This window comes from Caballeronia terrestris (assembly GCF_001544515.1).
Classification (GTDB): domain Bacteria; phylum Pseudomonadota; class Gammaproteobacteria; order Burkholderiales; family Burkholderiaceae; genus Caballeronia; species Caballeronia terrestris.
The window spans coordinates 14,435-39,283 of the sequence record NZ_FCOL02000022.1 but is presented as its reverse complement, the minus strand read 5'-3'; the positions used below and the strand labels follow the sequence as shown (position 1 = coordinate 39,283).

Sequence of the window (24,849 nt, the reverse complement as noted above, 5' to 3'; positions counted from 1 at the left end):
GTCGGAAATGCCATGAGTTTCTATCCGCATCACCGTCCGCGCCGCATGCGCCGCGACGACTTCTCGCGCCGTCTCATGCGCGAAAACCTCCTCACCACGAACGACCTGATCTACCCGGTTTTCATCGTCGAAGGCAGCAATGTGCGGCAGGCGGTGCCGTCGATGCCGGGCGTCGAGCGCACGTCCGTCGATCTGCTGATGAAAGTGGCCGAGCAGTGCGTCGAGTTGGGCGTGCCGGTCCTGTCGCTGTTTCCGGCGATCGAGCCGTCGATCAAGACGCCCGATGGCCGCGAAGCGACCAATCCGGAAGGTCTGATCCCGCGCGCCGTACGCGAGCTCAAGAAGAACTTCCCGACGCTCGGCGTGCTTACCGACGTCGCGCTCGATCCGTACACGAGCCACGGCCAGGACGGCGTGCTCGACGAGGAAGGCTACGTGAAGAACGACGAAACGAGCGAAATCCTCGTCGATCAGGCGCGCACGCAGGCGGAAGCGGGCGTCGATATTGTCGCGCCCTCGGACATGATGGACGGGCGCATCGGCGCGATCCGCGAGATGCTGGAAAGCGACGGCCACATTCACACGCGCATCATGGCCTATGCCGCGAAGTACGCGTCGGCGTTCTACGGGCCGTTCCGCGATGCGGTCGGCTCGGCGGCGAACCTGGGCAAGGGCAACAAGATGACGTATCAGATGGACCCGTCGAATTCCGACGAAGCCCTGCGTGAGGTGCGCATGGACATCGAGGAAGGCGCGGACATGGTGATGGTCAAGCCCGGCATGCCGTATCTCGATATCGTGTATCGCGTAAAGGAAGAGTTTCGCTTCCCGACGTATGTGTATCAGGTCAGCGGCGAGTACGCGATGATCAAGGCGGCGACGCAGAACGGCTGGCTCGATCACGACAAAGCGATGATGGAATCGCTGCTCGCGTTCAAACGCGCGGGGGCGGATGGCGTGCTCACGTATTTCGCGCTTGATGCGGCGCGGATTTTGCGTGCTTCGAAGTAGGTTCGAGCGCTCTGGCGCTCTGGCAAAAAGGGCGATGCCGATGGCATCGCCCTTTTTGCGTTGTCGGAGCCCATTTCAGGTCGTCGGCGCGCCCAGCTTTTCCATGCTCTTCAAGAACTTGTCCGGCGATTCATAGCCGATCACCCGCGCCGTCTCGTTGCCCTGTGCATCGAAGAAAATGATGCCCGGCGGCCCAAACAGCCTGAAGCGCTTGAGCAGCGCCTGGTCGTCGGCGTTGTTGGCCGTGACGTCGGCGCGCAGCAGGTTCAACTGCGCGAGACGCGCTTTCACGCGCGGATCGCTGAACGTCAGATGCTCCATTTCCTTGCAGGAGACACACCAGTCGGCGTAGAAATCGAGCATCGCGGGGCGCGCGGCGGATTTCACCGCGAGATCCAGTTCCGTCGACGAGCGTACCGGCGCGAACGTCGGCGCTCGCGCTGTTTGGGTGCCTCCGCCTTCCCTAGCAACGAACACTGAAAGCGGACGCAGCGGATCGGTTGAGCCGGCGGCCAGCCCGACGAGCAGCGTCGCAGCCCAGATGGTGAACGCAGCGCCGATGCCGCGCCCGAGTCGTCGCCAGATCGTGACCGGCGCGGTGCCCGTCGCGAAAAGCCCGAGTGCGGCTGCGGCGATCAGCAACCACAACGCGGCCAACAACATCTGCGTGACGCCGTCGAGCACAGGCCACACGATCCACAACGCTGCCGCCAGCAGCACGACGCCGAAGAACACCTTCACGCCATCCATCCACGCGCCGGCGCGCGGCAGCAGCGATCCGGCACCAAGCCCGATGATCAGCAGCGGCACGCCAAGCCCGACGCCCATCGAGAACAACGCCACACCGCCGAGCACCGCGTTGCCCGTATGCGCGATGAACGCGAGCACGGCGAAGAGCGGCGCCGTCATGCATGCGCCGACGACCAGCGCCGACAGCGCCCCCATCCCGACGACCGCCGCAAACTTCCCGCCCGAGCGTTTCTGCGACGCCGCGTTCACGCCGCTCTGCCAGCGCTCCGGCAGGGTGATGTCGAAGCCGGCGATCAGCGTCAGCGCGAACACGGCGAGCAGCACGCCGAACGCGCCAAGCACCCACGGATTTTGGAGCCACGCGCCGAGGCTCTGCCCGATCAGCGCAGCCGCGACGCCGAGCGCCGTATAGACGAGCGCCATCCCGAAAACATACGCGCCCGACAACGCGAACCCGCGTCCGCGCGTGACACTAGACCCCTCGCCGATGATGATCGCCGAGAGGATCGGGATCATCGGATAGGAGCACGGCAGCAGGCTCAGCACGACGCCCGCCGCGAAATACAGTCCGACGATCGCAAAAAATCCGCCGCTCTCGAGCAGCGATTGTGCGTAATCGGCATTGGTCGCGCGGTCGTACCAGGGCAAGTCGGAGACTTGTGAGTTGACGGGCGGTGGAGCGTTGGGGTCGGCGGCACGCAGCGCGGCGCCGCTCACGCGATAGATGCGCTCCATCGGCGGATAGCAGATGCCCTGATCGGCGCATCCCTGCGACGTGATGGCGAGATCGAACGGCCCGCTCGCCTGCTTCACCGGGATGCGGATGACGACGTCGCCGCGATAGGTCTCGACGTCCTTGTTGAACGTCTGATCGAAGTGGACCTTGCCGACGGGCAGTTGCGCGTCACCGAGCGTCGCGCCGCCACCTTTGGCCGCGAAGGCGAAGCGCTCGCGATACATGTAATACCCGTCCGCGACCTTATATCGAACCTCGATTTCGCCAGGATGCTCGGTGGCGCTGAACTTGAAGGCGACGGCGGGGTCGAGGAAGTCGTCGGCCGCACGGGCAAAATTCGCGACGCCGGATAGCACGAACAGACACGAGAGCAGAAACGCAACCGCGGCGAACAAGGGACGCCCGATGGCGCCAGAAGACTTAAGCATGAAGAGGACGTGAAGTTTCCGCGATAACCCACTGCCCATATCCCGGCGAAGCGTCGGCCTGCCAAGCGAGGATTTCGGGCGTTTCGTAGGGGTGATTCGATTCGATGAAGCACTGAAGCTCGGCGCTGCGAGCGACGCTGGTCTTGAAAAGGAGCTGGATTTCTTCCGCCGCCTCGAGCTTCCCCTGCCAACGGTATCGCGAGCGCACGAGGCCGTTCTCCGTCACGCACGCCGCCAGCCGCGCGTCGAGCGCCTTTCGCGCTAGCTTGTCGGCTGTGAGAGTGTCGGGCAACGTCGTGACGATCAACACGACCGGGATATTCACTTCAGGCTCCATCGCATTTTGTGGCTGGGGAAGGATACGCGCGTATCGTAGCACCGGCGCGGGATGGGCATAGTTAGTGACGAAACGTCGCGCCCGTGCGATCGGCCGAGCAAAAACAAAAAAGGCCAAGCAAAGCTTGGCCTTTTCGTCAAAGCGGTGTCGCGCGCTTATTCAGCTTCTTGGACGTCGTCCGATTCAGCGACTTCCGGACGGTCCATCAGTTGGACGAGCGCCATCGGAGCGTTATCGCCAACGCGGAAACCGAACTTCAGGATGCTCAGGTAGCCACCCGGACGGCTAGCGTAGCGCGGGCCGAGCACGTCAAACAGCTTCGCGACGGAATCGCGATCGCGCAGGCGGTTGAACGCCAGACGACGATTTGCCAGCGACGGCTTCTTGCCGAGCGTGATCAGCGGCTCGACGACTTTGCGGAGTTCTTTAGCCTTCGGCAGCGTCGTCTTGATGACTTCGTGCTCGATCAGCGAGTTGGACATGTTACGGAGCATAGCCAGACGGTGGCTGCTCGTGCGGTTCAGTTTCCGCAGACCATGTTTATGGCGCATTTTCAGTTCCTAAATGACTTTGAGTTTTGATCCAGCTCTTCTATTACGTTCCGACGAACGCACGGGCCGGTCGAGAAAAAGGCAAGACGCGGATTTTAAGGGAGAATCCGCGTCTTGACCAGATACGCTTACCACGTCCTGCTTACTTGTCGAGACCAGCCGGCGGCCAGTTTTCGAGTTTCATGCCGAGCGTCAGACCGCGCGAAGCCAGCACTTCCTTGATTTCGTTCAACGACTTGCGACCCAGGTTCGGCGTCTTCAGCAATTCGTTCTCGGTGCGCTGGATCAGGTCGCCGATGTAGTAGATGTTCTCGGCCTTCAGGCAGTTCGCCGAGCGAACCGTGAGTTCCAGATCATCCACCGGACGCAGCAGGATCGGGTCGATCTGCGGCGCGCGCGACGGCGCTTCCGCCGCTGCTTCGGTGCCTTCCAGTGCAGCGAAGACCGACAACTGATCGACCAGAATACGCGCCGATTGACGGATCGCTTCCTCGGGCGAAATTACGCCGTTGGTTTCGATGTTCATGACGAGCTTGTCGAGATCGGTACGCTGTTCGACACGCGCGCTTTCCACGGCATAGCTCACGCGGCGAACCGGCGAGAACGACGCATCCAGCACGATCCGGCCGATGATCTTGGCCGACTCTTCGCCATAACGACGCACGTTGCCCGGCACATAGCCGCGGCCCTTTTCGATCTTGATCTGAACGTCGAGCTTGCCGCCCTTCGACAGATGGGCAATCACGTGGTCCGGGTTGATGACTTCGCAATCATGCGCGAGTTCGATATCGCCGGCCGTCACGACGCCTTCGCCTTCCTTGCGCAGCGTGACAGTCACCTCGTCACGATTGTGCAGCTTGAAAACGACGCCCTTCAGGTTCAAAAGCAGGTTGACCACATCCTCTTGCACACCGTCGAGCGTCGAATACTCGTGCACGACGCCTGCGATCGTCACTTCGGTCGGCGCGTAGCCCACCATCGACGACAGCAGCACGCGCCGAAGCGCGTTACCCAAGGTGTGGCCGTAACCGCGTTCGAACGGTTCCATGACCACTTTCGCGTGGCTCTCGCCAAGCGATTCAACCGCAATAATCTTGGGCTTCAACAAACTGGTTTGCATAGGTTTTCCTTTTCAATACCCTCGGCTCGTTACGCCGATAAGGCTGACCGGTGACAACCCGAAAATAAACAGCCGAGGTAACCCCTTGCCTTCGGCAATCAGGGTCCCCCGGCCGCCAATCCGATTACCGCGAATACAATTCGACGATCAGGCTTTCGTTGATGTCGCCAGCGATGTCGCTGCGCTCCGGCATTGCCTTGAACGTGCCTTCGAACTTCTTGGCGTCGACCGCAACCCATTGCGGCATGCCGCCTTGCTCGGCCAGCGAGAGCGCTTCGAGGATCCGAGCTTGCTTCTTCGACTGTTCACGCACGGCAACCACGTCGCCTGCCTTCACTTGCAGCGAAGGAATGTTCGCGACTTGGCCGTTGACCGTGATCGACTTGTGGCCCACCAACTGACGTGCTTCTGCGCGCGTCGAGCCGAAGCCCATGCGATACACGACGTTGTCGAGACGCGATTCGAGCAATTGCAGCAGGTTTTCACCCGTCGGGCCCTTGCGACGATCGGCTTCGGCGAAGTAACGGCGGAACTGGCGCTCGAGTACACCGTAGATGCGTTTTACTTTTTGCTTTTCGCGCAACTGCGTGCCGTAGTCGGACGTACGAGCACCCGACGTGCGGCCGTGCTGGCCCGGCTTGCTATCGAGCTTGCACTTGTCGGCGAGCGAACGGCGTGCGCTCTTCAGGAAAAGGTCAGTGCCTTCACGGCGGGACAGCTTTGCTTTAGGACCGGTATAGCGTGCCACTTTGCATCCTTAAAAATTGATCACGCGGACTTGCATCCGCGCTAGTCCGAACCCTCTGGGCCGAACGGTGGGCTTAGTCAAATTCATAACGCAAGCAACCCGCCGGCGCGTGAGCACCAGCAGGAAGTTTGCGGCAGCGACGTCTCAGATACGACGACGCTTCGGCGGACGGCAGCCGTTGTGCGGGACCGGCGTCACGTCGGAGATCGCGGTGATCTTGATACCAAGACCATGCAACGCGCGCACCGCCGATTCGCGACCAGGACCGGGGCCCTTGATCCGCACTTCGAGGTTCTTCACGCCGTATTCCATCGCCACGCGGCCAGCCGATTCGGCTGCGACCTGAGCTGCAAACGGTGTCGACTTGCGCGAGCCCTTGAAGCCTTGGCCGCCCGACGTTGCCCAGGCAAGCGCGTTGCCTTGACGATCGGTGATCGTGATGATGGTGTTGTTGAACGACGCGTGAACGTGAACCACGCCCTCGGCGACGTTCTTCTTGACCTTCTTGCGAACGCGTTGCGCCGCGGAGTTGTTCGAAGCCTTAGCCATTACGTTTTCCTGTAACTGTCAGTTCCGCTTACTTCTTCAGCGATTGCGCTGCACGACGCGGACCCTTGCGCGTACGGGCGTTCGTGCGCGTGCGCTGGCCGCGCATGGGCAAGCCCTTGCGATGGCGCACGCCACGGTAGCAGCCCAAGTCCATCAGGCGCTTGATATTCATCGTCACTTCACGACGCAGGTCGCCTTCGACGATGAACTTACCCACTTCGTCACGCAGCTTTTCGAGGTCTGCGTCGGTGAGGTCCTTGACCTTCTTCGAAAATTCCACACCAGAAGCAACGCAGATGTCGCGAGCACGCGTGCGGCCGACACCGAAGATAGCCGTCAGGCCGATTTCGGTATGCTGGTGATTCGGGATGTTAACCCCTGCGATACGAGCCATTGTTTTTCCTCAAACAAAAAGCGCAAGCAAAAAGCGCGGCGTTCAGCCTTGACGCTGTTTGTGGCGCGGATCAGAGCTGCAAATCACGCGCACAACGCCCTTGCGCTTGATGATCTTGCAATTGCGGCAAATGCGCTTAACCGATGCCATCACTTTCATGATATTACCCTTTTTTCAAATCACTTCGCCCGGAACACGATCCGCGCACGAGACAGATCGTAAGGCGTCAACTCAACCGTAACCTTGTCGCCCGGAAGAATACGAATGTAGTGCATCCGCATCTTCCCTGAAATATGCCCGAGAACCACATGGCCGTTTTCCAATTTCACCCGGAAAGTAGCATTGGGAAGGTTTTCAATCACCTCACCCTGCATCTGGATTACATCGTCTTTGGCCATAGTCCTTAATTAGCGCATCGGGACGTTGCCGCCCTTGAAGTTGGCCTTCTTAAGCAGCGACTCATACTGTTGCGACATAACGTACGACTGCACCTGCGACATGAAGTCCATCGTGACGACGACAATGATCAGCAGCGACGTTCCACCAAAATAAAACGGCACGTTCCAGCGCAATACCAAAAACTCAGGCAGCAAGCACACAAACACGATGTAGATCGCACCGGCCAGCGTCAGACGCGTGAGGATGCGGTCGATATACCGTGCGGTCTGGTCGCCCGGACGGATTCCAGGAACGAAAGCACCGCTCTTCTTCAAGTTGTCGGCCGTCTCTCTGCTGTTGAACACCAACGCGGTGTAGAAAAAACAGAAGAAAACGATCGCCAACGCATACAGCAACACGTACACGGGTTGACCAGGCTTCAGGGCCTCGGCCAGGTTGTGCAGCGTGTTTGCGAACCAACCGGTCCGCGTACCCGAACTGAACCAGTTCAGGATGGTCGCCGGGAAGAGGATGATCGACGATGCGAAAATCGGCGGAATCACACCCGACATGTTCAGCTTCAACGGCAAGTGCGAAGACTGGCCGCCGTAAATCTTGTTACCGACCTGGCGCTTGGCGTAGTTCACGAGAATCTTGCGCTGACCGCGTTCGATGAACACGACTAGATACGTGACCGCCGCAATCAACATCACGATGATGATCGCCGAAATGATGCTCATCGAGCCGGTGCGAACAAGTTCGAACAGACCACCAATCGCATTCGGGAAACCCGCCGCGATGCCGCCGAAGATGATGATCGAAATGCCGTTACCGAGACCGCGTTCCGTGATTTGCTCACCCAGCCACATCAGGAACATCGTGCCCGTCACCAGCGTGACGACCGTCGTCAAACGAAAGACCATGCCAGGGTCAAGAACCAGCCCCGGCTGATTTTCCAGCGCGACTGCGATACCGAAAGCCTGAAACGTCGCGAGAACCACCGTGAAGATCCGCGTGTACTGCGTGATCTTGCGTTGCCCCGCCTGCCCTTCCTTCTTCAGCGCCTCCATTTGCGGCGACACGATCGACATCAACTGCATGATGATCGACGCCGAAATGTAGGGCATGATGCCCAGCGCAAAAATCGTGAACCGCGATAGTGCGCCACCCGAGAACATGTTGAACATGCCAAGGATGCCGCCCGACTGGCTTTGGAACAGCTTCGCCAGTTGGTCCGGGTCGATACCCGGCACCGGAATATGCGCACCGACACGGTAAACAATCAGCGCCAGCAGCAGAAACACTGCCCGCCGGCGCAGATCGCCGAACTTCGCCGCGCTTCGACCGGGTTTTGCGAGACTCGGGCTGTTAGCCAAGAACCTTCTCCGATGCTAGTGCGAGTAACGCGTAAAGCGCGTTACTCGGCGAACGAGCCGCCAGCGGCTTCGATTGCAGCACGGGCGCCCTTGGTAGCACCGAGGCCCTTCACCGTGATCTTGCGCGTCAGCTCGCCGGTCTTGATGATCTTCGCGCTCTTGATGAGCTCGCCGACCAGCCCCGCTTGCTTCAGTGCCAGCAAATCGATTTCGTCGACCGGCAGCTTTTCCAGATCCGACAGGCGCACTTCACCGACGAATTCCTTCGTCAGCGAGGTGAAGCCACGCTTCGGCAGACGACGTTGCAAAGGCATCTGACCGCCTTCGAAGCCGACTTTGTGGAAACCGCCCGAACGCGACTTTTGACCCTTGTGACCGCGACCTGCGGTCTTGCCGAGGCCGGAGCCGATACCGCGACCGACGCGACGCTTTGCATGCTTTGCGCCTTCTGCCGGCTTCAGGTTATTCAAATCCATATTCAACTCCTTGAATCCCTAGTCAGCCGCTCAGTTGATGACTTTCACAAGGTACGAAACCTTGTTGATCATCCCGCGAACTGCCGGTGTATCCTGCAATTCGCTGACCGAGTTGAGTCGGCGCAGGCCCAGGCCACGCACCGTTGCACGATGCGATTCGCGGGTCCCAATCAGGCTCTTGACGAGCTGAACCTTGACAGTTTTATCAGACATGGTGACCTCGAGGCTTAGCCCAAAATATCTTCGACGGACTTGCCGCGCTTCGCCGCGATATCACCCGGGGTCGATTGCTTGCGCAGACCGTCGAGCGTTGCACGAACGAGGTTGTACGGGTTCGTCGAGCCGTGGCTCTTCGCCACCACGTTTTGCACGCCCATTACGTCGAACACTGCACGCATCGGGCCGCCAGCGATCACGCCCGTACCGTCCTTCGCCGGGGCGAGGAGGACTGCGGATGCGCCGTGCTTACCGTGCACTTCGTGTTGCAGCGTACCGTTCTTGAGCGGCACCTTGAACATGTTGCGGCGGGCCTGTTCCATTGCTTTTTGAACGGCAACCGGAACTTCCTTCGCTTTGCCTTTGCCCATACCGATGCGGCCGTCACCGTCGCCAACCACGGTCAGCGCGGCGAAACCGAGAATCCGGCCGCCCTTCACCACCTTGGTCACGCGGTTGACCGCGATCATCTTTTCGCGCAGGCCGTCGTCGCGTTCTTCAGCCTTCACATTCGCTTGCATCTTTGCCATGACGAATTCTTCCCTTAGAACTTGAGTCCGGCTTCGCGCGCCGCATCAGCCAGCGCTTTCACGCGGCCGTGGTAACGGAAACCCGAACGATCAAAGGCGACGGATTCGACGCCGGCGGCCTTGGCCTTTTCAGCAATACGCTTGCCGACAACGGTCGCAGCATTGACGTTGCCGCCCTTGCCCGACTTGTCGGCCAGTTCGGCGCGAACTTCGGCTTCGAGCGTCGACGCGCTTGCCAGCACCTTAGTGCCGCACGGCGAGAACACTTGCGCATAGATATGCGTGTTCGTGCGATGCACAGCCAGACGCGCGACCTGAAGCTCAGAGATCTTGACACGCGTTTGACGAGCGCGGCGCAGGCGAGATTGAGTCTTATCCATGATTGCGCACCCTTACTTCTTCTTCGTTTCTTTGAGGATGACGACTTCGCCAGCGTAGCGCACACCTTTGCCCTTGTAGGGCTCCGGCGGACGGTAGCCGCGAACTTCCGCAGCGACCTGGCCAACTTGCTGCTTGTCGATCCCCTTGATCACGATTTCGGTTTGCGTCGGGGTTTCAGCCTTGACGCCTTCCGGCATCTGGTGCACCACAGGGTGCGAGAAACCCAGCGACAGGTTCAGCTTGTCGCCTTGCGCCTGTGCGCGATAACCGACGCCAACCAGCGTCAGCTTGCGCTCGAAACCCTTCGTCACGCCGTTCACCATGTTCGCAACCAGTGCGCGCATCGTGCCGGACATCGCATTCGCTTCACGACTTTCATCAGTCGGTGCGAAATTGAGCGTGCCGTTATCGTTTTCCACCTTCACGAGCCGATTGGCTGCTCGCGAAATCGTACCCAGCGGTCCCTTAACGGTGATGACGTCGCCGCTCAAGGCCACTTCCGCGCCTTGCGGCAGCGCGATCGGGCTCTTACCTACTCGAGACATGTTCTTCTCCTTTTCGGTTAAGCGACGTAGCAGAGGACTTCACCGCCGACGCCCGTCTGGCGCGCCTTGCGATCAGTCATCACACCTTGAGGCGTTGACACGATTGCAACGCCGAGGCCATTCATGACCACCGGAATGTCGTTGCGACCGCGGTACACACGCAGACCAGGCTTCGAAACGCGTTCAATGCGCTCGATCACCGGACGGCCAGCGTAGTACTTCAACGCGATGTTCAATTCCGACTTCGCACCTTCGGACTTCACTGCGAAATCGTCGATATAACCTTCGTCCTTCAAAACCTGCGCAATCGCAACCTTGACTTTTGACGAGGGCATTGTCACCGAAACCTTCTCGACCATCTGCGCGTTGCGGATGCGAGTCAGCATATCGGCGATAGGATCACTCATGCTCATTTACGTTTCTCCTATTACCAGCTCGCCTTGGTCAGGCCAGGGATTTCGCCGCGGAACGCGATTTCACGAATCTTGCTGCGTGCAAGTCCGAATTTGCGGAACGTGCCACGCGGACGACCCGTGATCGCGCAGCGGTTACGCTTGCGAGTGGGGTTCGAGTTGCGGGGCAGTTGTTGCAGCGCCAGACGAGCTAGGTATTTCTCTTCGTCGGACTTGCTCGCGTCTTCGATGACGGCCTTCAGTTCAGCGCGCTTGGGAGCGTACTTGGCTGCGAGGCGTGCACGCTTCTTTTCACGTTCGATCAGTGCCAGTTTAGCCACGGTAACCTCAGTTTCTGAACGGGAACTTGAAGCTGGCGAGCAGTGCCTTTGCTTCGTCGTCAGTCTTCGCAGTCGTCGTGATGCTGATGTTCAGCCCACGCAGCGCGTCGATCTTGTCGTAGTCGATTTCGGGGAAAATGATCTGCTCTTTCACACCGATGTTGTAGTTGCCGCGACCATCGAACGCACGACCCGACACGCCACGGAAGTCACGCACGCGGGGGAGCGCAACCGTCACGAAACGGTCCAGGAATTCGTACATGGCCTGACCGCGCAGCGTAACCATCGCGCCGATCGGATAACCTTGACGAATCTTGAAGCCAGCGATTGCCTTGCGCGCTTTCGTGATGACCGGCTTTTGGCCGGCAATCTTCGTCAGGTCGCCAACGGCGTTTTCGATGATCTTCTTGTCGGCGACGGCTTCGCCAAGACCCATGTTCAGGGTGATCTTGGTGATGCGCGGCACTTCCATGATGGACTTGTAACCGAACTTCTCGACGAGGCCGGGTACAACTTTCTCTTTATAAAATTCTTGCAGACGAGCCATTTTTTAACTCCGCGTCAGGCGTTGAGCGTGGCGCCCGTCGACTTCAAGAAGCGAACCTTCTTGTCGCCTTCGACCTTGATGCCCACTCGCGACGCCTTGCCATTCGCGTCGACCAATGCGACGTTCGAAATATGCAGCGGCATCGTTTTGGCTTCCACACCGCCCGTCGTACCCTTCATCGGGTTTGGCTTCACGTGCTTCTTGACGAGGTTAATACCCTCGACCGTCACACGATCTTCCCCAACGGCCAGCACGACACCGCGCTTGCCTTTGTCCTTGCCGGTGATGACGATCACTTCGTCACCCTTGCGAATCTTGTTCATCGCGACTCCTTACAGCACTTCGGGCGCGAGCGAAACGATCTTCATGAATCGTTCGCTACGCAGTTCACGCGTGACCGGCCCGAAAATACGCGTGCCGATGGGCTCCAGCTTCGCGTTCAAAAGAACGGCGGCATTGCCGTCGAACTTGATCAGCGAGCCGTCCTGGCGGCGCACGCCCTTGGCCGTACGAACGACCACAGCGTTGTAGATTTCGCCCTTCTTCACGCGTCCGCGCGGCGTTGCTTCCTTGACGGTCACCTTGATGATGTCGCCAATGCTAGCGTAACGACGCTTCGAGCCGCCGAGCACCTTGATGCACATGACTTCACGCGCACCCGTGTTGTCGGCCACTTCAAGCCGAGTTTCGGTCTGGATCATGGTTTATCTTTCCCAACTTAATCCGAGTGCACCACCATGGCGCATCCGGTCAGTCTTGGTCCCGTCAGCCAATCGGCTGCTTGGGTTAGAACAGGCAGCGAGGGCAGACGAAACCCGCCATCGCAATCCGGTGAATCTGTCGGCACAGGCATGGCGCCCGGACCGGCTTCCCCCACCAACTTCGCCCGCGACGGGGCTCCCACAAAGAGGGAAGACCGAGATTATAACTCACAACCTCGGTCTTGCAAGCGAAAGTTACTGCGATACTACTTTTACCGCATTTGCCGGTTAGATCACGCGAGCCGCTTCAACCAGCTTTGACACAACCCAGGCCTTCGTCTTCGAAATCGGACGCGTTTCCTGAATTTCAACGAGATCGCCTTCGTTGTACGTGTTCGCGTCGTCATGCGCGTGATACTTCTTCGAGCGCACGACGTACTTGCCGTAGATCGGATGCTTCACACGGTGCTCGACCAGCACGGTGACCGTCTTGTCCATCTTGTTGCTGACGACCTTGCCGACCAGCGTCCGCTTGAGCGAGGTTTTTACGCTATCGTTCATTTCTGGTTCGCCTTCTCAGTCAGGACGGTCCGCACACGTGCGATGTCGCGACGAACCTTCTTCAGCTGGCTCGTGTTCGTGAGCTGCTGCGTCGCGAGTTGCATGCGCAGGCCGAATTGCGCCTTCAGCAGGTCCGTCAGCTCTTTGTTGAGCGCGGCCTGGTCTTTCTGGTGAAGTTCAGAAGCCTTCATCATTCACTCCTTAGGCGCCGAGCTGGCGCGAGACGAAGTACGTCTTGAGCGGCAGCTTCGCTGCAGCCAGACGGAACGCTTCACGTGCCAGTTCCTCGGTAACACCGTCCATTTCGTACAGCATCTTGCCCGGTTGAATCTCTGCGACGTAGTACTCAGGGTTACCCTTACCGTTACCCATCCGTACTTCAGCCGGCTTTTGCGAGATCGGCTTGTCCGGGAAAATGCGGATCCAGATACGGCCGCCGCGCTTGATGTGACGCGTCATTGCACGACGTGCCGCTTCGATTTGGCGCGCGGTCAAACGGCCACGACCGATGGCCTTCAGGCCGTATTCACCGAACGACACGGCGTTGCCGCGCGTCGCCTTACCGGTGTTACGACCCTTCTGCTCTTTGCGATACTTTCTGCGTTTCGGTTGCAGCATCGTTATTCTCCAGTCTTCCCGTCACCGCCAGCACGACGGGGGGCGCCACGGCGTGCACCTGCCGGACCGCCACCTTCACCATCGCGACGCGGACGGCGATCGCCACCCGGACGTGCGTTACGGCGCGGACGCTTGTCTTCGGCCACTTCTTCGACCACCGGTGCATCGTTACGGCCCAGCGTGTCGCCCTTGTAGACCCATACCTTCACGCCGATGATGCCGTACGTGGTCTTCGCTTCCGACGTTGCGTAGTCGATATCGGCGCGCAGCGTATGGAGGGGCACGCGACCTTCGCGATACCACTCGGTACGGGCGATTTCAATACCGTTCAAACGGCCGGCGCTCATGATCTTGATGCCTTGGGCACCCAGACGCATCGCGTTTTGCATCGCACGCTTCATCGCACGGCGGAACATGATCCGGCGCTCGAGCTGTTGCGTGATCGAATCGGCGATAAGTTGCGCGTCGGTTTCCGGTTTGCGGATTTCTTCGATGTTGACGTGAACCGGAACGCCCATGCGCTTCTGGAGTTCCGACTTCAACAGTTCGATGTCCTCGCCCTTCTTACCGATGACAACACCAGGACGCGAGCTGTAAATCGTGATGCGCGCGTTCTTCGCCGGACGCTCGATGACGACCCGACCAACCGAAGCGTTCTTCAGCTTCTTCTTCAGGTATTCACGAACACCGATGTCTTCCTGCAGCATCGACGCGAAATTGTTGTTATTCGCGTACCAACGCGAAGCCCAATTACGGCTGACGGCCAAGCGGAAGCCTGTCGGATGAATTTTCTGTCCCATCGTATGGCTCCTTAATTCCCGACCGTCACAGTGATGTGACACGATTGCTTCTCGATGCGGTTACCGCGGCCTTTAGCGCGCGCGGTGAAACGCTTCAGCGACGCAGCCTTGTCGACCATGATGCTCGTGATCTTGAGCTCGTCGATATCAGCGCCTTCGTTGTGCTCCGCATTTGCGATCGCAGACAACACGACCTTCTTGACGATACCCGCCGCCTTCTTCGGCGAGAACGTCAGAACGTTCAGCGCCTTGTCGACCGGCAAACCACGGATCTGGTCAGCCACAAGGCGCGTTTTCTGCGCCGAGATGCGGGCACCGCGATGAATAGCTTTTACTTCCATCTTGATAGCCCCTTATTTCTTGGCCTTCTTGTCGGCTGCATGACCCTTGAACGTACGGGTCAATGCGAACTCGCCAAGTTTGTGGCCGACCATGTTTTCCGACACATACACCGGAACGTGTTGACGGCCGTTATGCACGGCAATCGTCAGACCGATGAAATCCGGGAGAATCGTCGAACGACGCGACCAGGTTTTGATCGGCTTCTTGTCACGCGAAGCTGCAGCCGCCTCAACTTTCTTCAGCAAATGGGCGTCGCAGAACGGACCTTTTTTAACAGAACGTGCCATTGCCTACTCCTTAGCGCTTGTGACGGCGCTGAACGATCATCGTCGTCGTGCGCTTGTTGCTGCGGGTGCGATAACCCTTGGCCGGCGTGCCCCACGGGCTGACCGGATCGCGACCTGCTGCCGTCTTACCTTCACCACCACCGTGCGGGTGATCGACCGGGTTCATCGCAACGCCACGCACCGTCGGGCGGATACCGCGCCAGCGGTTCGCGCCAGCCTTACCGATTTGACGGAGGCTATGCTCTTCGTTGCCCACTTCACCAATCGTCGCGCGGCACTCGATGTGCACGCGGCGGATTTCGCCCGAACGCAGGCGAACCTGCGCGTACGTGCCCTCGCGAGCCAGCAGCATCGCCGACGTACCAGCCGATCGCGCGATCTGCGCGCCCTTGCCCGGCAGCATTTCGATGCAGTGAATCGTCGTACCGACCGGGATGTTACGGATCGGCAGCGTGTTGCCTGCACGGATCGGAGCTTCCGAACCCGACAGCAACTGCTGACCAACCGTCACGCCCTTCGGAGCGATGATGTACTTGCGCTCGCCATCCGCGTACAGAACCAGCGCGATGTTCGCGCTACGGTTCGGGTCGTACTCGAGACGCTCGACCTTTGCCGGAATGCCGTCCTTGTTGCGACGAAAATCGACGAGGCGGTAATGTTGCTTGTGACCACCACCCTTATGACGGGTCGTGATACGGCCGTTGTTGTTACGGCCAGCTGTGACGGACTGCGAGTCGAGCAGCGCTGCGTGCGGCTTGCCCTTGTACAGGTCCTTGTTCACCACCTTGACCATCGCGCGGCGACCCGGCGATGTCGGCTTAACTTTTACGATTGCCATGATTACTTGGCCTCCGCTTCAAAGTTGATTTCCTGGCCGGGCTTCAAGCAGACATACGCCTTCTTCACGTCCTTGCGCTTGCCCATGAACCGGCCAAAGCGCTTGGCTTTGCCCTTCGTGACCAGCACGTTGACGGAATTGACTTCCACCTTGAACAGCAGCTCGACGGCAGCCTTCACTTCCTGCTTCGTGGCATCGGGCGCGACTTCGAACACAACTTGCTCGTTCTTGTCGGCCACCAGCGTCGCCTTTTCGGAGACCACCGGCGCGAGCAGGACCTGCATCAAACGATGGTCGTTCTTGCGAATCTCGCTCATGACAGCAACTCCTCGATCTGGGCGACCGCAGCCTTCGTAATCAGGATCTTCTTGAAGTAGATCAACGAGAGCGGGTCGGCGTAACGCGGCTCGACAACTGCCACATGGGCGAGGTTGCGCGACGCGAGGTACAGGTTTTCGTCGACCGTATCGGTAATGACCAACACAGACTCGAGACCCATCGCCTTGAATTTCTCGGCCAACAGCTTGGTCTTCGGCGCTTCGAGCGTGAGCTCGTCGACAACCGAGATGCGGCCTTCGCGGGCCAGCTGCGAGAAGATCGAGCAGAGACCTGCGCGATGCATCTTTTTGTTGACCTTGTGCGAAAAGTTTTCTTCCGGCGAATTCGGGAAGATACGACCACCGCCGCGCCACAACGGGCTCGACGACATACCGGCACGAGCGCGGCCCGTACCCTTTTGACGCCACGGCTTCTTGGTCGTGTGCTTGACTTGCTCACGGTCCTTCTGCGCGCGGTTACCGCTGCGTGCGTTGGCTTGATAAGCCACGACGACCTGATGAATCAGGGCTTCGTTGTAATCGCGACCGAACACGACGTCCGATGCGTTCACGCCTGCGCCTTCCTGACCATTGGCATTCAGGAGCTTAAGTTCCATTATTTCGCTCCTTTCACAGCGCGCGCCTTGATTGCCGGCGTCACGAACACTTTGCCGCCTTTGGCACCCGGAACGGCGCCACGAACCAGCAACAGGTTGCGGTCAGCGTCGATGCGAGCGATTACGAGGTTTTGCACGGTAACCGTGTCGTCACCCATGTGACCGGTCATGCGCTTACCCGGGAAAACACGACCCGGATCCTGCGCCATACCGATCGAACCCGGGACGTTGTGCGAACGCGAGTTACCGTGCGATGCGCGGCCCGATGCGAAGTTGTAGCGCTTGATGGTACCGGCGTAGCCCTTACCGATCGACACGCCTTGCACGTCGACTTTCTGGCCAACTTCGAAAAGATCCGTACCGATCACGGCGCCGCTCGACAACTCGGCAGCCTTCGCGGCATCGATTTGAAATTCTTTGAGGACTTCACCGGCTTGAACACCGGCTTTGGCAAGGTGACCTGCCAGCGGCTTCGTCACGCGCGATGCGCGGCGAGCGCCGAATGCAACCTGAACGGCGGTATAACCATCCGTTTCAACGGTCTTGATCTGCGTCACGCGGTTGTCCGACACGTCCAGTACGGTGACGGGAATTGAGTCCCCTTCAGGCGTAAAGATACGGGTCATGCCAACCTTGCGACCTACGAGTCCAAGGCTCATCGTTTTCTCCATTCCCAACTGCGATTGGTCGGGGCTGATTTACAAAATGCCGGCCTCAAAATCCGCTGAAACGCGTGAATTCGAGCCAGCTTTTTTGCGCAAATGCGCGAAAAGCCTTGAAGTATAGCAAGGCTTTTCGTTTTCCGCAAGCAATCAAAGACTTAGCGTCGCCAGGCTCGCCAGGCGTCGATTTACTACCTTACTGCAACTTGATTTCGACGTCGACGCCAGCCGGCAAGTCGAGCTTCATCAGCGCGTCGACGGTCTTGTCCGTCGGATCGACGATGTCCATCAGGCGTTGGTGCGTACGAATTTCGAGCTGATCGCGCGACGTCTTGTTGACGTGCGGCGAACGCAGGATGTCAAAGCGTTGGATGCGGGTCGGCAGCGGCACCGGACCACGAACAATTGCGCCAGTCCGCTTCGCGGTATCGACGATTTCAGCCGCCGATTGATCGATCAGACGATAGTCGAAAGCCTTCAGGCGAATGCGGATTTTCTGGTTCTGCATGACGATTCCTTGAAAAAGAGCGAGGCGGTATTGCGCCGCCGATTTGGTAAAAGAGCGTGAGGCCGGGAATCCGCTGAGGGAGGACGCCCGGCCCCGGGCACGTTACTTCTTTACATCAACTACAGGCAAGGCTTCGATTTTACTCGAGAATCTTCGCAACGACACCCGCGCCGACCGTACGGCCGCCTTCACGGATGGCGAAGCGCAGGCCTTCTTCCATCGCGATCGGGTTGATCAGCTTTACCGTGATCGACACGTTGTCGCCCGGCATGACCATTTCCTTGTCCTTCGGCAACTCGATCGAACCGGTCACGTCCGTCGTACGGAAGTAGAACTGCGGGCGATAGTTGTTGAAGAACGGCGTGTGACGACCGCCTTCGTCCTTCGACAGAACATACACCTCTGCCGTGAAGTGCGTGTGCGGGTTGATCGAACCCGGCTTGGCCAGCACCTGACCACGCTCGACGTCTTCACGCTTCGTGCCGCGCAGCAGGATACCGACGTTGTCGCCCGCTTGACCTTGGTCGAGCAGCTTGCGGAACATTTCCACGCCCGTGCAGGTCGTCTTCACCGTCGGCTTGATACCAACGATTTCGATTTCTTCACCAACCTTCACCACGCCGCGCTCGATACGGCCCGTCACCACCGTGCCGCGACCCGAGATCGAGAACACATCTTCCACCGGCATCAGGAACGCGCCGTCAACTGCACGCTCCGGCGTCGGGATGTACGTGTCCAGTGCGTCGGCCAGGTTCATGATCGCCACTTCGCCCAGCTCGCCCTTGTCGCCTTCCAGCGCGAGCTTGGCCGAACCCTTGATGATCGGCGTGTCGTCGCCCGGGAAGTCGTACTTCGAGAGGAGCTCGCGCACTTCCATTTCGACGAGCTCGAGCAGCTCGGCATCATCAACCATGTCGCACTTGTTCAGGAACACGATGATGTACGGCACGCCAACCTGACGAGCCAACAGGATGTGCTCACGCGTTTGCGGCATCGGGCCGTCGGCGGCCGAACACACCAGGATCGCGCCGTCCATCTGCGCGGCACCCGTGATCATGTTCTTCACATAGTCGGCGTGACCCGGGCAATCGACGTGTGCGTAGTGGCGGTTAGCCGTTTCGTACTCGACGTGCGCCGTGTTGATCGTGATACCACGCGCCTTTTCTTCCGGCGCCGCGTCGATCTGGTCATACGCCTTGGCTTCGCCGCCGAACTTCTTGGTCAGCACCGTCGTGATCGCTGCCGTCAGCGTGGTCTTGCCGTGGTCAACGTGACCAATCGTTCCAACGTTCACGTGCGGCTTGGTCCGCTCGAATTTACCTTTTGCCATGATTGCCTTCTTTCAAAAATGTTGATCGGTTAAAGACTTTCGACTTGCCGAATTACTTGGATTTCGCGTTGATGATCGCGTCAGCAACGTTACGCGGAGCTTCGGAGTAGTGCTTGAATTCCATCGTGTACGTAGCGCGGCCTTGCGTCGCCGAACGCAGCGACGTCGAATAGCCGAACATTTCCGACAGCGGTACTTCAGCGCGGACGATCTTGCCGCCGCCAACCATGTCGTCCATGCCCTGGACGATACCGCGACGGCTCGACAGGTCGCCCATCACGTTGCCCATGTAGTCTTCCGGCGTTTCGACTTCGACGGCCATCATCGGTTCAAGAATCACCGGGCTCGCACGGCGCATTGCTTCCTTGAACGCCATCGAACCAGCCATACGGAACGCGTTTTCGTTCGAGTCGACGTCGTGGTACGAACCGAACGTCAGGTGAACCTTCACGTCGACGACCGGGAAGCCAGCCAGCACGCCGCTCTTCAGCGTTTCCTGAATACCCTTGTCAACCGCCGGGATGTATTCACGCGGAATCACGCCGCCCTTGATCTCGTCGAGGAACTCGTAGCCCTTGCCTTGCTCGTTCGGCTCGAGCGTAATGACCGCGTGACCATACTGGCCGCGACCACCCGACTGCTTGACGAACTTGCCGTCGACGTCTTCAGCCTTGCTGCGAATCGTTTCGCGATAAGCAACCTGCGGCTTGCCGACAGTCGCTTCCACGCCGAATTCACGCTTCATCCGGTCGACCAGAATTTCGAGATGCAGCTCGCCCATTCCCGAAATGATGGTCTGGCCCGACTCTTCGTCGGTCTGAACGCGGAACGACGGATCTTCCTGAGCCAGACGGTTCAGTGCGAGACCCATCTTTTCCTGGTCCGGCTTCGTCTTCGGCTCAACAGCCTGTGAGATCACCGGTTCCGGGAAGATCATGCGTTCGAGCACGATCGGGTGTGCCGGATCGCACAGCGTATCGCCCGTGGTCGCGTCCTTGAGGCCAACTGCAGCCGCGATGTCGCCAGCGTGCACTTCCTTGATTTCTTCGCGCTGGTTCGCGTGCATCAGCAGAATACGACCCAGACGTTCCTTCTTGTCCTTCGTCGCGTTCAGCAGCGTGTCGCCCGACTTCGTCGTGCCCGAATAGACACGGAAGAAGATCAACTGGCCGACGAACGGGTCGGTCATGATCTTGAACGCCAGCGACGAGAACTTCTCGTCGTCGGCCGCGCGACGCTCGGCCTTCTCGCCGCTTTCGAGTTCGCCCGTGACCGGCGGAATGTCGACCGGCGACGGCAGGAAGTCCAGAACCGCGTCAAGCATGCGCTGCACGCCCTTGTTCTTGAACGCCGTACCGCACAGCATCGGCTGGATTTCGCAAGCGATCGTACGGTCGCGCAGACCCTTGACGATTTCCGCCTCGGTCAGTTCGCCCGTCTCGAGGTACTTGTTCATCATGTCCTCGGTCGACTCGGCCGCGGCTTCGATCATCTTCTCGCGCCATTCATTGCACGTGTCGACGAGGTTCGCCGGGATTTCTTCGTACGAGAACTTCGTGCCTTGCGACGCTTCGTCCCAAATGATCGCCTTCATCTTGATGAGGTCGACCACGCCGGTAAACGTCTCTTCAGCGCCGATCGGCACCACGACCGGAACCGGGTTCGCCTTCAGGCGAGCCTTCAACTGGTCGTAAACCTTGAAGAAGTTCGCGCCGGTACGGTCCATCTTGTTGATGAACGCGAGACGGGGCACGCCGTACTTGTTAGCCTGGCGCCAAACGGTTTCCGACTGCGGCTGCACGCCGCCCACGGCGCAGTAGACCATGCACGCACCGTCGAGCACGCGCATCGAGCGCTCGACTTCAATCGTGAAGTCGACGTGGCCCGGGGTGTCGATGATGTTGATGCGGTGCTCGGCGCGGTCGCCGGCCATGCCTTTCCAGAAGGCCGTGGTCGCTGCCGACGTGATGGTGATGCCGCGCTCCTGCTCCTGCTCCATCCAGTCCATCGTTGCTGCGCCGTCGTGAACCTCACCGATCTTGTGGTTCACGCCCGTGTAGAACAGGATGCGCTCGGTCGTCGTCGTTTTGCCGGCGTCGATGTGAGCGCTGATACCGATGTTACGGTAGCGCTCGATAGGTGTCTTGCGAGCCACTTTGAATCCTTTATTGGGTCGACGCAGCGGCTCGTGGCCAGCCGCGTCCTAACACAAACGGGCGAGGCGCTTTAAAAGCGCACCCGCCCGGAATTTTTCCGTTCGACCTGGGTCGTGAGACTTAGAAACGGAAATGCGAGAACGCCTTGTTGGCTTCTGCCATCCGGTGAACTTCGTCGCGCTTCTTCATTGCGCCGCCACGGCCTTCAGCCGCTTCCGAAAGTTCACCTGCCAGACGCAGTGCCATCGACTTCTCGCTGCGCTTCTTCGCGGCTTCACGCAGCCAACGCATCGCCAATGCCATACGACGCGACGGACGCACTTCGACCGGAACCTGATAGTTCGCACCACCAACGCGACGGCTCTTCACTTCGACGACCGGCTTCACGTTGTTGAGCGCAACCGTGAACACTTCCAGCGGGTCCTTGCCACCCTTCGTCTGGATTTGTTCAAAAGCGCCGTACACGATACGCTCGGCAACCGACTTCTTGCCGGAGAGCATCAGCACGTTCATGAATTTAGCTACATCTACGTTGCCGAATTTCGGATCCGGCAACACTTCCCGTTTGGGGACTTCGCGACGACGCGGCATGTTTCTTCCTTTAACTTTTCAGTTGGAGCGTTAAGCCCCGCGGCCACCAACAAACCCGATCCATCTCACTTGATTAACCAGCTTGGCCGGGTGACCACTTACTCGACAGCACCGGCGTTTCCGGCACCACCGCATTGAACGCCTTTCGGCGACCTGAAACTGCAAACCGGCAATTACTTGCCAGCCTTGGCACGCTTCGCACCGTACTTCGAGCGAGCCTGCTTACGATCCTTGACGCCCTGGGTATCCAGCGAGCCGCGAACCATGTGGTAACGCACACCCGGCAAGTCCTTCACACGACCGCCGCGAATCAGCACGACCGAGTGTTCCTGCAGGTTGTGGCCTTCACCACCGATGTACGAAATGACTTCGAAGCCGTTCGTCAGACGAACCTTGGCAACTTTACGAAGCGCCGAGTTCGGCTTCTTCGGCGTCGTCGTGTACACGCGGGTGCACACGCCGCGACGCTGCGGGCAGTCCTGCAAAGCCGGCGACTTGCTCTTCACTGTTTCGGAAGCGCGGCCTTTGCGAACCAATTGATTGATGGTTGGCATTGTCTATTCCTGAGATTGATCAAAATCGACACGTCCGTTTCGGGCAAAGCGAAAAAGACGTGTATCGAGCTTCTGGTTCCGGCTTGCTTAGCTGGCGCCCGTAGTACTTTTAGGTACTTTCCGACGTGCGCAAGCGAGCCAAGAACGAGAACCTAGCATGATAATCCGGAAATCCTAATCCGGTCAATAGATTGCCGCGTTTCCCGGCCATGTCCGGCACTGCTGCCCGCTAATCGGCGCCTGCGACTTCGAGTAGTTCGTCGCCGAAACGGTCGAGCTTGCGGGCACCGATGCCCGGAATATTGCGCAGGTCGTCGATCGAATCCGGGTCGTTGCGGGCGATTTCGGCGAGCGTCGCGTCGTGGAAAATGACGTAGGCCGGCACGCCGTCGGACTTCGCCGTCTCGGCGCGCCACAAACGTAGCCGCTCCCAGCGCGCCTTTTCACGCGGCGACATGCCCGCGGTCGGATCGGCGCGCTCGCCCGTGCGTCCCGACGACTGGCGTGTGCGCGTCGGCTTCACGTATTTGCGCAGCGTCACGTTCTGCTCGCCCTTGAGCACGGGCTTGCTCGCGTCGGTGAGCACGAGCGCGCCGAAACCGTCGTGATCGACGGCGAGGTAGCCGAACGCCACCAGCTGGCGGAACACCGCACGCCACTCAGGCTCCGACAAAGTCGCGCCGACGCCGCACGTCGACAGCTTCTCGTGCCCGCGCTGCAGCATCTTTTCGGTGCGATTGCCGCGCAGGATGTCGATCAGATGGCCGGCGCCGAAGTGAAAACCGCTCGCCTTGAACGCGCGATACACGCAGGAAAGCGCCATCTGCGCCTCGCGCGTCGCGTCCCACGACGCCGGCGGTTCGAGACACGTATCGCAATTGCCGCATGGCTGGCTCGTTTCGCCGAAATAGCCGAGCAGCCGCACGCGCCGGCAGGACGCCGTCTCGCACAGGCCGAGCAGCGCGTCGAGCTTGCCGCCCTGAACGCGCTTGTGAGTATCGTCGGCGTCGGATTCGTCGATCATCTTGCGCTGCTGCACGACGTCACCGAGACCGTAAGTCATCCACGCGTTCGCCGGCATGCCGTCGCGTCCCGCGCGCCCCGTCTCCTGGTAGTAGCCCTCGACGCTCTTCGGCAAATCGAGATGGGCCACGAAGCGCACGTCCGGCTTGTCGATGCCCATGCCGAAGGCGATCGTCGCGCACATCACGATGCCCTCCTCGCGCTGAAACATCTCCTGATGCTTCTGGCGCGTCTCGAACTCCATGCCCGCGTGATAAGGCAGCGCGCGCACGCCCTGGCCCTTGAGCCACTCGGCGGTCTCCTCGACCTTGCGGCGCGACAGGCAATAGATCACGCCCGCGTCGGTCGTGCCGTCCTTGTTCGTGTGCTCGGCGCGAATGAAATCGAGCAATTGCGCACGCGCATTGTCCTTTTCGACGATCCGGTAGCGGATATTCGGCCGATCGAAGCTCGAAACGAAGATACGGGCGTCGTCGAGCGCCAGACGGTGGACGATTTCGTCGCGCGTGATGGCGTCGGCGGTGGCCGTCAGCGCGATGCGCGGCACGTTCGGAAACCGCTCGTGCAACACCGACAACTGAATGTACTCAGGCCGGAAGTCGTGCCCCCATTGCGACACGCAATGCGCTTCGTCGATTGCGAACAGACCGATCGGCGCGCTTTCTAGCAAGTCCAGGAAGCGCGGCGTCATCAAGCGTTCGGGCGCGACGTACAGCAAGTCGATGTCGCCGTTGCGCAGCGCGCGCTCAGTCGCGGCGGCTTCGGCGCCCGACAGCGTCGAATTCAGATACGACGCCCGCACGCCGACTTCGGTAAGCGCCGCCACTTGATCCTGCATTAGTGCGATCAGCGGCGACACGACGATCCCCGCGCCGAGTCCCGCTTCGCGCCGCACGAGAGCCGGAATCTGATAGCAGAGCGACTTGCCGCCGCCCGTCGGCATCAGAACCAGCGAATCGCCACCCGCGGCCACGTGTTCGACGATGTCGGCCTGCTGCCCCCGGAAAGCGGGATAGCCGAATACTTCCTTGAGAATTTCGAGCGAACGGGACATTGAAAGGACGGTGGCGTCGTAGCGAGAGTGGACCGATTTTACCAACGATGACACGGGTTTCCCGGGCGCGGGACGCGCGTTGAC

37 protein-coding genes are annotated in these 24,849 nt (G+C 59.6%); 1 reads left to right on the top strand and 36 read right to left on the bottom strand.

The window, feature by feature from the left end; all coding sequences use genetic code 11:
- Window positions 1–12: 12 nt before the first annotated feature.
- Window positions 13–1,011, top strand: coding sequence for a porphobilinogen synthase (hemB, locus tag AWB67_RS19120; RefSeq protein ID WP_200822258.1), 999 nt, complete (start codon window positions 13–15; stop codon window positions 1,009–1,011).
- A gap of 75 nt (window positions 1,012–1,086) precedes the next feature.
- Here hemB and dsbD read toward each other — a convergent pair whose 3' ends face one another.
- The 36 genes from dsbD to recQ all read right to left on the bottom strand — a co-directional run bounded on the left by dsbD (window position 1,087) and on the right by recQ (window position 24,765).
- Window positions 1,087–2,925, bottom strand: a complete 1,839-nt coding sequence (gene dsbD / locus AWB67_RS19115; protein WP_087657801.1) for a protein-disulfide reductase DsbD — start codon at window positions 2,923–2,925, stop codon at window positions 1,087–1,089.
- Complete coding sequence (cutA, locus tag AWB67_RS19110) at window positions 2,918–3,250, bottom strand: divalent-cation tolerance protein CutA (RefSeq protein WP_087657800.1); 333 nt, start codon at window positions 3,248–3,250, stop codon at window positions 2,918–2,920. Before cutA ends, dsbD begins: the two co-directional genes overlap by 8 nt.
- A gap of 167 nt (window positions 3,251–3,417) precedes the next feature.
- Complete coding sequence (gene rplQ / locus AWB67_RS19105) at window positions 3,418–3,813, bottom strand: 50S ribosomal protein L17 (protein WP_087657799.1); 396 nt, start codon at window positions 3,811–3,813, stop codon at window positions 3,418–3,420.
- A gap of 142 nt (window positions 3,814–3,955) precedes the next feature.
- On the bottom strand, window positions 3,956–4,933 hold the full coding sequence (locus tag AWB67_RS19100; protein WP_040050462.1) for a DNA-directed RNA polymerase subunit alpha: 978 nt from the start codon (window positions 4,931–4,933) through the stop codon (window positions 3,956–3,958).
- Between the two features lie 124 nt (window positions 4,934–5,057).
- Window positions 5,058–5,681: a 30S ribosomal protein S4 gene (gene rpsD / locus AWB67_RS19095; protein WP_087657798.1), complete on the bottom strand. Its 624-nt coding sequence runs from the start codon at window positions 5,679–5,681 to the stop codon at window positions 5,058–5,060.
- 144 nt (window positions 5,682–5,825) lie between these two features.
- Window positions 5,826–6,230, bottom strand: a complete 405-nt coding sequence (gene rpsK / locus AWB67_RS19090) for a 30S ribosomal protein S11 (protein WP_006052224.1) — start codon at window positions 6,228–6,230, stop codon at window positions 5,826–5,828.
- Between the two features lie 28 nt (window positions 6,231–6,258).
- Window positions 6,259–6,624 (bottom strand): 30S ribosomal protein S13, encoded by a 366-nt coding sequence (gene rpsM, locus AWB67_RS19085; RefSeq protein WP_087657797.1) that lies wholly within the window; start codon window positions 6,622–6,624, stop codon window positions 6,259–6,261.
- A gap of 42 nt (window positions 6,625–6,666) precedes the next feature.
- Window positions 6,667–6,783 (bottom strand): 50S ribosomal protein L36, encoded by a 117-nt coding sequence (rpmJ, locus tag AWB67_RS19080; protein ID WP_004199844.1) that lies wholly within the window; start codon window positions 6,781–6,783, stop codon window positions 6,667–6,669.
- A 20-nt stretch (window positions 6,784–6,803) separates the two neighbouring features.
- Window positions 6,804–7,022 carry a translation initiation factor IF-1 gene (gene infA, locus AWB67_RS19075; protein WP_004521905.1) on the bottom strand — a complete coding sequence of 73 codons (219 nt, stop codon included), beginning with the start codon at window positions 7,020–7,022 and terminating at the stop codon, window positions 6,804–6,806.
- Between the two features lie 9 nt (window positions 7,023–7,031).
- On the bottom strand, window positions 7,032–8,378 hold the full coding sequence (gene secY, locus AWB67_RS19070) for a preprotein translocase subunit SecY (protein WP_087657796.1): 1,347 nt from the start codon (window positions 8,376–8,378) through the stop codon (window positions 7,032–7,034).
- A 41-nt stretch (window positions 8,379–8,419) separates the two neighbouring features.
- Complete coding sequence (gene rplO / locus AWB67_RS19065) at window positions 8,420–8,854, bottom strand: 50S ribosomal protein L15 (protein WP_035933048.1); 435 nt, start codon at window positions 8,852–8,854, stop codon at window positions 8,420–8,422.
- Between the two features lie 30 nt (window positions 8,855–8,884).
- A complete protein-coding gene (gene rpmD, locus AWB67_RS19060; RefSeq protein WP_035933051.1) occupies window positions 8,885–9,067 on the bottom strand; it encodes a 50S ribosomal protein L30 in 183 nt (60 codons plus the stop codon).
- 14 nt (window positions 9,068–9,081) lie between these two features.
- Window positions 9,082–9,600: a 30S ribosomal protein S5 gene (gene rpsE, locus AWB67_RS19055; RefSeq protein ID WP_031361566.1), complete on the bottom strand. Its 519-nt coding sequence runs from the start codon at window positions 9,598–9,600 to the stop codon at window positions 9,082–9,084.
- A gap of 14 nt (window positions 9,601–9,614) precedes the next feature.
- The gene (gene rplR, locus AWB67_RS19050) at window positions 9,615–9,980 is read right to left on the bottom strand and encodes a 50S ribosomal protein L18 (protein WP_087657795.1); all 366 of its coding nucleotides are present in this window, start codon (window positions 9,978–9,980) and stop codon (window positions 9,615–9,617) included.
- 12 nt (window positions 9,981–9,992) lie between these two features.
- Complete coding sequence (gene rplF, locus AWB67_RS19045; RefSeq protein WP_087657794.1) at window positions 9,993–10,526, bottom strand: 50S ribosomal protein L6; 534 nt, start codon at window positions 10,524–10,526, stop codon at window positions 9,993–9,995.
- A 17-nt stretch (window positions 10,527–10,543) separates the two neighbouring features.
- Window positions 10,544–10,939: a 30S ribosomal protein S8 gene (gene rpsH, locus AWB67_RS19040; RefSeq protein WP_031361569.1), complete on the bottom strand. Its 396-nt coding sequence runs from the start codon at window positions 10,937–10,939 to the stop codon at window positions 10,544–10,546.
- A 14-nt stretch (window positions 10,940–10,953) separates the two neighbouring features.
- Entirely contained in the window at window positions 10,954–11,259 is a 306-nt protein-coding gene (rpsN, locus tag AWB67_RS19035; RefSeq protein ID WP_087657793.1) for a 30S ribosomal protein S14, read from the bottom strand.
- 7 nt (window positions 11,260–11,266) lie between these two features.
- Entirely contained in the window at window positions 11,267–11,806 is a 540-nt protein-coding gene (gene rplE, locus AWB67_RS19030; RefSeq protein ID WP_035933066.1) for a 50S ribosomal protein L5, read from the bottom strand.
- Window positions 11,807–11,820: 14 nt separating this feature from the next.
- Window positions 11,821–12,129, bottom strand: a complete 309-nt coding sequence (gene rplX / locus AWB67_RS19025) for a 50S ribosomal protein L24 (RefSeq protein ID WP_062638156.1) — start codon at window positions 12,127–12,129, stop codon at window positions 11,821–11,823.
- A 9-nt stretch (window positions 12,130–12,138) separates the two neighbouring features.
- The gene (gene rplN, locus AWB67_RS19020) at window positions 12,139–12,507 is read right to left on the bottom strand and encodes a 50S ribosomal protein L14 (protein WP_006052212.1); all 369 of its coding nucleotides are present in this window, start codon (window positions 12,505–12,507) and stop codon (window positions 12,139–12,141) included.
- Window positions 12,508–12,795: 288 nt separating this feature from the next.
- Window positions 12,796–13,068, bottom strand: coding sequence for a 30S ribosomal protein S17 (rpsQ, locus tag AWB67_RS19015; protein WP_008343854.1), 273 nt, complete (start codon window positions 13,066–13,068; stop codon window positions 12,796–12,798).
- Complete coding sequence (rpmC, locus tag AWB67_RS19010; protein ID WP_035933103.1) at window positions 13,065–13,259, bottom strand: 50S ribosomal protein L29; 195 nt, start codon at window positions 13,257–13,259, stop codon at window positions 13,065–13,067. The genes rpsQ and rpmC overlap by 4 nt, the downstream gene beginning before the upstream one ends.
- Window positions 13,260–13,269: 10 nt before the next feature.
- A complete protein-coding gene (gene rplP, locus AWB67_RS19005) occupies window positions 13,270–13,686 on the bottom strand; it encodes a 50S ribosomal protein L16 (protein ID WP_031361576.1) in 417 nt (138 codons plus the stop codon).
- Between the two features lie 2 nt (window positions 13,687–13,688).
- A complete protein-coding gene (rpsC, locus tag AWB67_RS19000) occupies window positions 13,689–14,486 on the bottom strand; it encodes a 30S ribosomal protein S3 (RefSeq protein WP_087657792.1) in 798 nt (265 codons plus the stop codon).
- A gap of 11 nt (window positions 14,487–14,497) precedes the next feature.
- Window positions 14,498–14,827: a 50S ribosomal protein L22 gene (gene rplV, locus AWB67_RS18995; protein ID WP_087632570.1), complete on the bottom strand. Its 330-nt coding sequence runs from the start codon at window positions 14,825–14,827 to the stop codon at window positions 14,498–14,500.
- A gap of 12 nt (window positions 14,828–14,839) precedes the next feature.
- Complete coding sequence (rpsS, locus tag AWB67_RS18990; protein WP_035554748.1) at window positions 14,840–15,115, bottom strand: 30S ribosomal protein S19; 276 nt, start codon at window positions 15,113–15,115, stop codon at window positions 14,840–14,842.
- Window positions 15,116–15,125: 10 nt separating this feature from the next.
- Entirely contained in the window at window positions 15,126–15,953 is an 828-nt protein-coding gene (rplB, locus tag AWB67_RS18985) for a 50S ribosomal protein L2 (RefSeq protein ID WP_087657791.1), read from the bottom strand.
- A gap of 2 nt (window positions 15,954–15,955) precedes the next feature.
- A complete protein-coding gene (gene rplW / locus AWB67_RS18980; protein WP_060858186.1) occupies window positions 15,956–16,270 on the bottom strand; it encodes a 50S ribosomal protein L23 in 315 nt (104 codons plus the stop codon).
- Entirely contained in the window at window positions 16,267–16,887 is a 621-nt protein-coding gene (gene rplD / locus AWB67_RS18975; RefSeq protein ID WP_087644071.1) for a 50S ribosomal protein L4, read from the bottom strand. Before rplD ends, rplW begins: the two co-directional genes overlap by 4 nt.
- On the bottom strand, window positions 16,887–17,546 hold the full coding sequence (gene rplC / locus AWB67_RS18970) for a 50S ribosomal protein L3 (RefSeq protein ID WP_087657865.1): 660 nt from the start codon (window positions 17,544–17,546) through the stop codon (window positions 16,887–16,889). The genes rplD and rplC overlap by 1 nt, the downstream gene beginning before the upstream one ends.
- A 199-nt stretch (window positions 17,547–17,745) precedes the next feature.
- Window positions 17,746–18,057: a 30S ribosomal protein S10 gene (gene rpsJ, locus AWB67_RS18965; protein ID WP_006998489.1), complete on the bottom strand. Its 312-nt coding sequence runs from the start codon at window positions 18,055–18,057 to the stop codon at window positions 17,746–17,748.
- Between the two features lie 139 nt (window positions 18,058–18,196).
- The gene (gene tuf, locus AWB67_RS18960; RefSeq protein ID WP_087657790.1) at window positions 18,197–19,387 is read right to left on the bottom strand and encodes an elongation factor Tu; all 1,191 of its coding nucleotides are present in this window, start codon (window positions 19,385–19,387) and stop codon (window positions 18,197–18,199) included.
- A 52-nt stretch (window positions 19,388–19,439) separates the two neighbouring features.
- Window positions 19,440–21,542 carry an elongation factor G gene (fusA, locus tag AWB67_RS18955; protein ID WP_087657789.1) on the bottom strand — a complete coding sequence of 701 codons (2,103 nt, stop codon included), beginning with the start codon at window positions 21,540–21,542 and terminating at the stop codon, window positions 19,440–19,442.
- Between the two features lie 121 nt (window positions 21,543–21,663).
- Window positions 21,664–22,134 carry a 30S ribosomal protein S7 gene (gene rpsG / locus AWB67_RS18950; RefSeq protein WP_006053291.1) on the bottom strand — a complete coding sequence of 157 codons (471 nt, stop codon included), beginning with the start codon at window positions 22,132–22,134 and terminating at the stop codon, window positions 21,664–21,666.
- A gap of 173 nt (window positions 22,135–22,307) precedes the next feature.
- Window positions 22,308–22,688: a 30S ribosomal protein S12 gene (gene rpsL / locus AWB67_RS18945; protein ID WP_035935550.1), complete on the bottom strand. Its 381-nt coding sequence runs from the start codon at window positions 22,686–22,688 to the stop codon at window positions 22,308–22,310.
- A gap of 229 nt (window positions 22,689–22,917) precedes the next feature.
- A complete protein-coding gene (recQ, locus tag AWB67_RS18940; protein ID WP_087657788.1) occupies window positions 22,918–24,765 on the bottom strand; it encodes a DNA helicase RecQ in 1,848 nt (615 codons plus the stop codon).
- Window positions 24,766–24,849 lie beyond the last annotated feature (84 nt).

Coding starts and splice junctions, on each gene's coding strand:
- rplP (WP_031361576.1), bottom strand. CDS start 13,686: ATGCTGCAACCGAAACGCAGAAAGTATCGCAAAGAGCAGAAGGGTCGT.
- rpsM (WP_087657797.1), bottom strand. CDS start 6,624: ATGGCTCGTATCGCAGGGGTTAACATCCCGAATCACCAGCATACCGAA.
- rpsJ (WP_006998489.1), bottom strand. CDS start 18,057: ATGCAGAACCAGAAAATCCGCATTCGCCTGAAGGCTTTCGACTATCGT.
- rpsE (WP_031361566.1), bottom strand. CDS start 9,600: ATGGCAAAGATGCAAGCGAATGTGAAGGCTGAAGAACGCGACGACGGC.
- rpsH (WP_031361569.1), bottom strand. CDS start 10,939: ATGAGCATGAGTGATCCTATCGCCGATATGCTGACTCGCATCCGCAAC.
- rplB (WP_087657791.1), bottom strand. CDS start 15,953: ATGGCAATCGTAAAAGTTAAGCCGACATCGCCGGGTCGCCGCGCGATG.
- tuf (WP_087657790.1), bottom strand. CDS start 19,387: ATGGCAAAAGGTAAATTCGAGCGGACCAAGCCGCACGTGAACGTTGGA.
- rpmJ (WP_004199844.1), bottom strand. CDS start 6,783: ATGAAAGTGATGGCATCGGTTAAGCGCATTTGCCGCAATTGCAAGATC.
- rplF (WP_087657794.1), bottom strand. CDS start 10,526: ATGTCTCGAGTAGGTAAGAGCCCGATCGCGCTGCCGCAAGGCGCGGAA.
- rpsS (WP_035554748.1), bottom strand. CDS start 15,115: ATGGCACGTTCTGTTAAAAAAGGTCCGTTCTGCGACGCCCATTTGCTG.
- dsbD (WP_087657801.1), bottom strand. CDS start 2,925: ATGCTTAAGTCTTCTGGCGCCATCGGGCGTCCCTTGTTCGCCGCGGTT.
- rplV (WP_087632570.1), bottom strand. CDS start 14,827: ATGGAAGTAAAAGCTATTCATCGCGGTGCCCGCATCTCGGCGCAGAAA.
- rplC (WP_087657865.1), bottom strand. CDS start 17,546: ATGAGCCTTGGACTCGTAGGTCGCAAGGTTGGCATGACCCGTATCTTT.
- recQ (WP_087657788.1), bottom strand. CDS start 24,765: ATGTCCCGTTCGCTCGAAATTCTCAAGGAAGTATTCGGCTATCCCGCT.
- rpsL (WP_035935550.1), bottom strand. CDS start 22,688: ATGCCAACCATCAATCAATTGGTTCGCAAAGGCCGCGCTTCCGAAACA.
- rpsK (WP_006052224.1), bottom strand. CDS start 6,230: ATGGCTAAGGCTTCGAACAACTCCGCGGCGCAACGCGTTCGCAAGAAG.
- rplD (WP_087644071.1), bottom strand. CDS start 16,887: ATGGAACTTAAGCTCCTGAATGCCAATGGTCAGGAAGGCGCAGGCGTG.
- rpsC (WP_087657792.1), bottom strand. CDS start 14,486: ATGGGACAGAAAATTCATCCGACAGGCTTCCGCTTGGCCGTCAGCCGT.
- AWB67_RS19100 (WP_040050462.1), bottom strand. CDS start 4,933: ATGCAAACCAGTTTGTTGAAGCCCAAGATTATTGCGGTTGAATCGCTT.
- rpsG (WP_006053291.1), bottom strand. CDS start 22,134: ATGCCGCGTCGTCGCGAAGTCCCCAAACGGGAAGTGTTGCCGGATCCG.
- rplR (WP_087657795.1), bottom strand. CDS start 9,980: ATGGATAAGACTCAATCTCGCCTGCGCCGCGCTCGTCAAACGCGTGTC.
- rpsQ (WP_008343854.1), bottom strand. CDS start 13,068: ATGAACGATAGCGTAAAAACCTCGCTCAAGCGGACGCTGGTCGGCAAG.
- rpmC (WP_035933103.1), bottom strand. CDS start 13,259: ATGAAGGCTTCTGAACTTCACCAGAAAGACCAGGCCGCGCTCAACAAA.
- rplX (WP_062638156.1), bottom strand. CDS start 12,129: ATGAACAAGATTCGCAAGGGTGACGAAGTGATCGTCATCACCGGCAAG.
- rplO (WP_035933048.1), bottom strand. CDS start 8,854: ATGGATTTGAATAACCTGAAGCCGGCAGAAGGCGCAAAGCATGCAAAG.
- hemB (WP_200822258.1), top strand. CDS start 13: ATGAGTTTCTATCCGCATCACCGTCCGCGCCGCATGCGCCGCGACGAC.
- rplW (WP_060858186.1), bottom strand. CDS start 16,270: ATGAGCGAGATTCGCAAGAACGACCATCGTTTGATGCAGGTCCTGCTC.
- infA (WP_004521905.1), bottom strand. CDS start 7,022: ATGGCCAAAGACGATGTAATCCAGATGCAGGGTGAGGTGATTGAAAAC.
- rpmD (WP_035933051.1), bottom strand. CDS start 9,067: ATGTCTGATAAAACTGTCAAGGTTCAGCTCGTCAAGAGCCTGATTGGG.
- rplN (WP_006052212.1), bottom strand. CDS start 12,507: ATGATCCAGACCGAAACTCGGCTTGAAGTGGCCGACAACACGGGTGCG.
- rplE (WP_035933066.1), bottom strand. CDS start 11,806: ATGGCTCGTCTGCAAGAATTTTATAAAGAGAAAGTTGTACCCGGCCTC.
- rplQ (WP_087657799.1), bottom strand. CDS start 3,813: ATGCGCCATAAACATGGTCTGCGGAAACTGAACCGCACGAGCAGCCAC.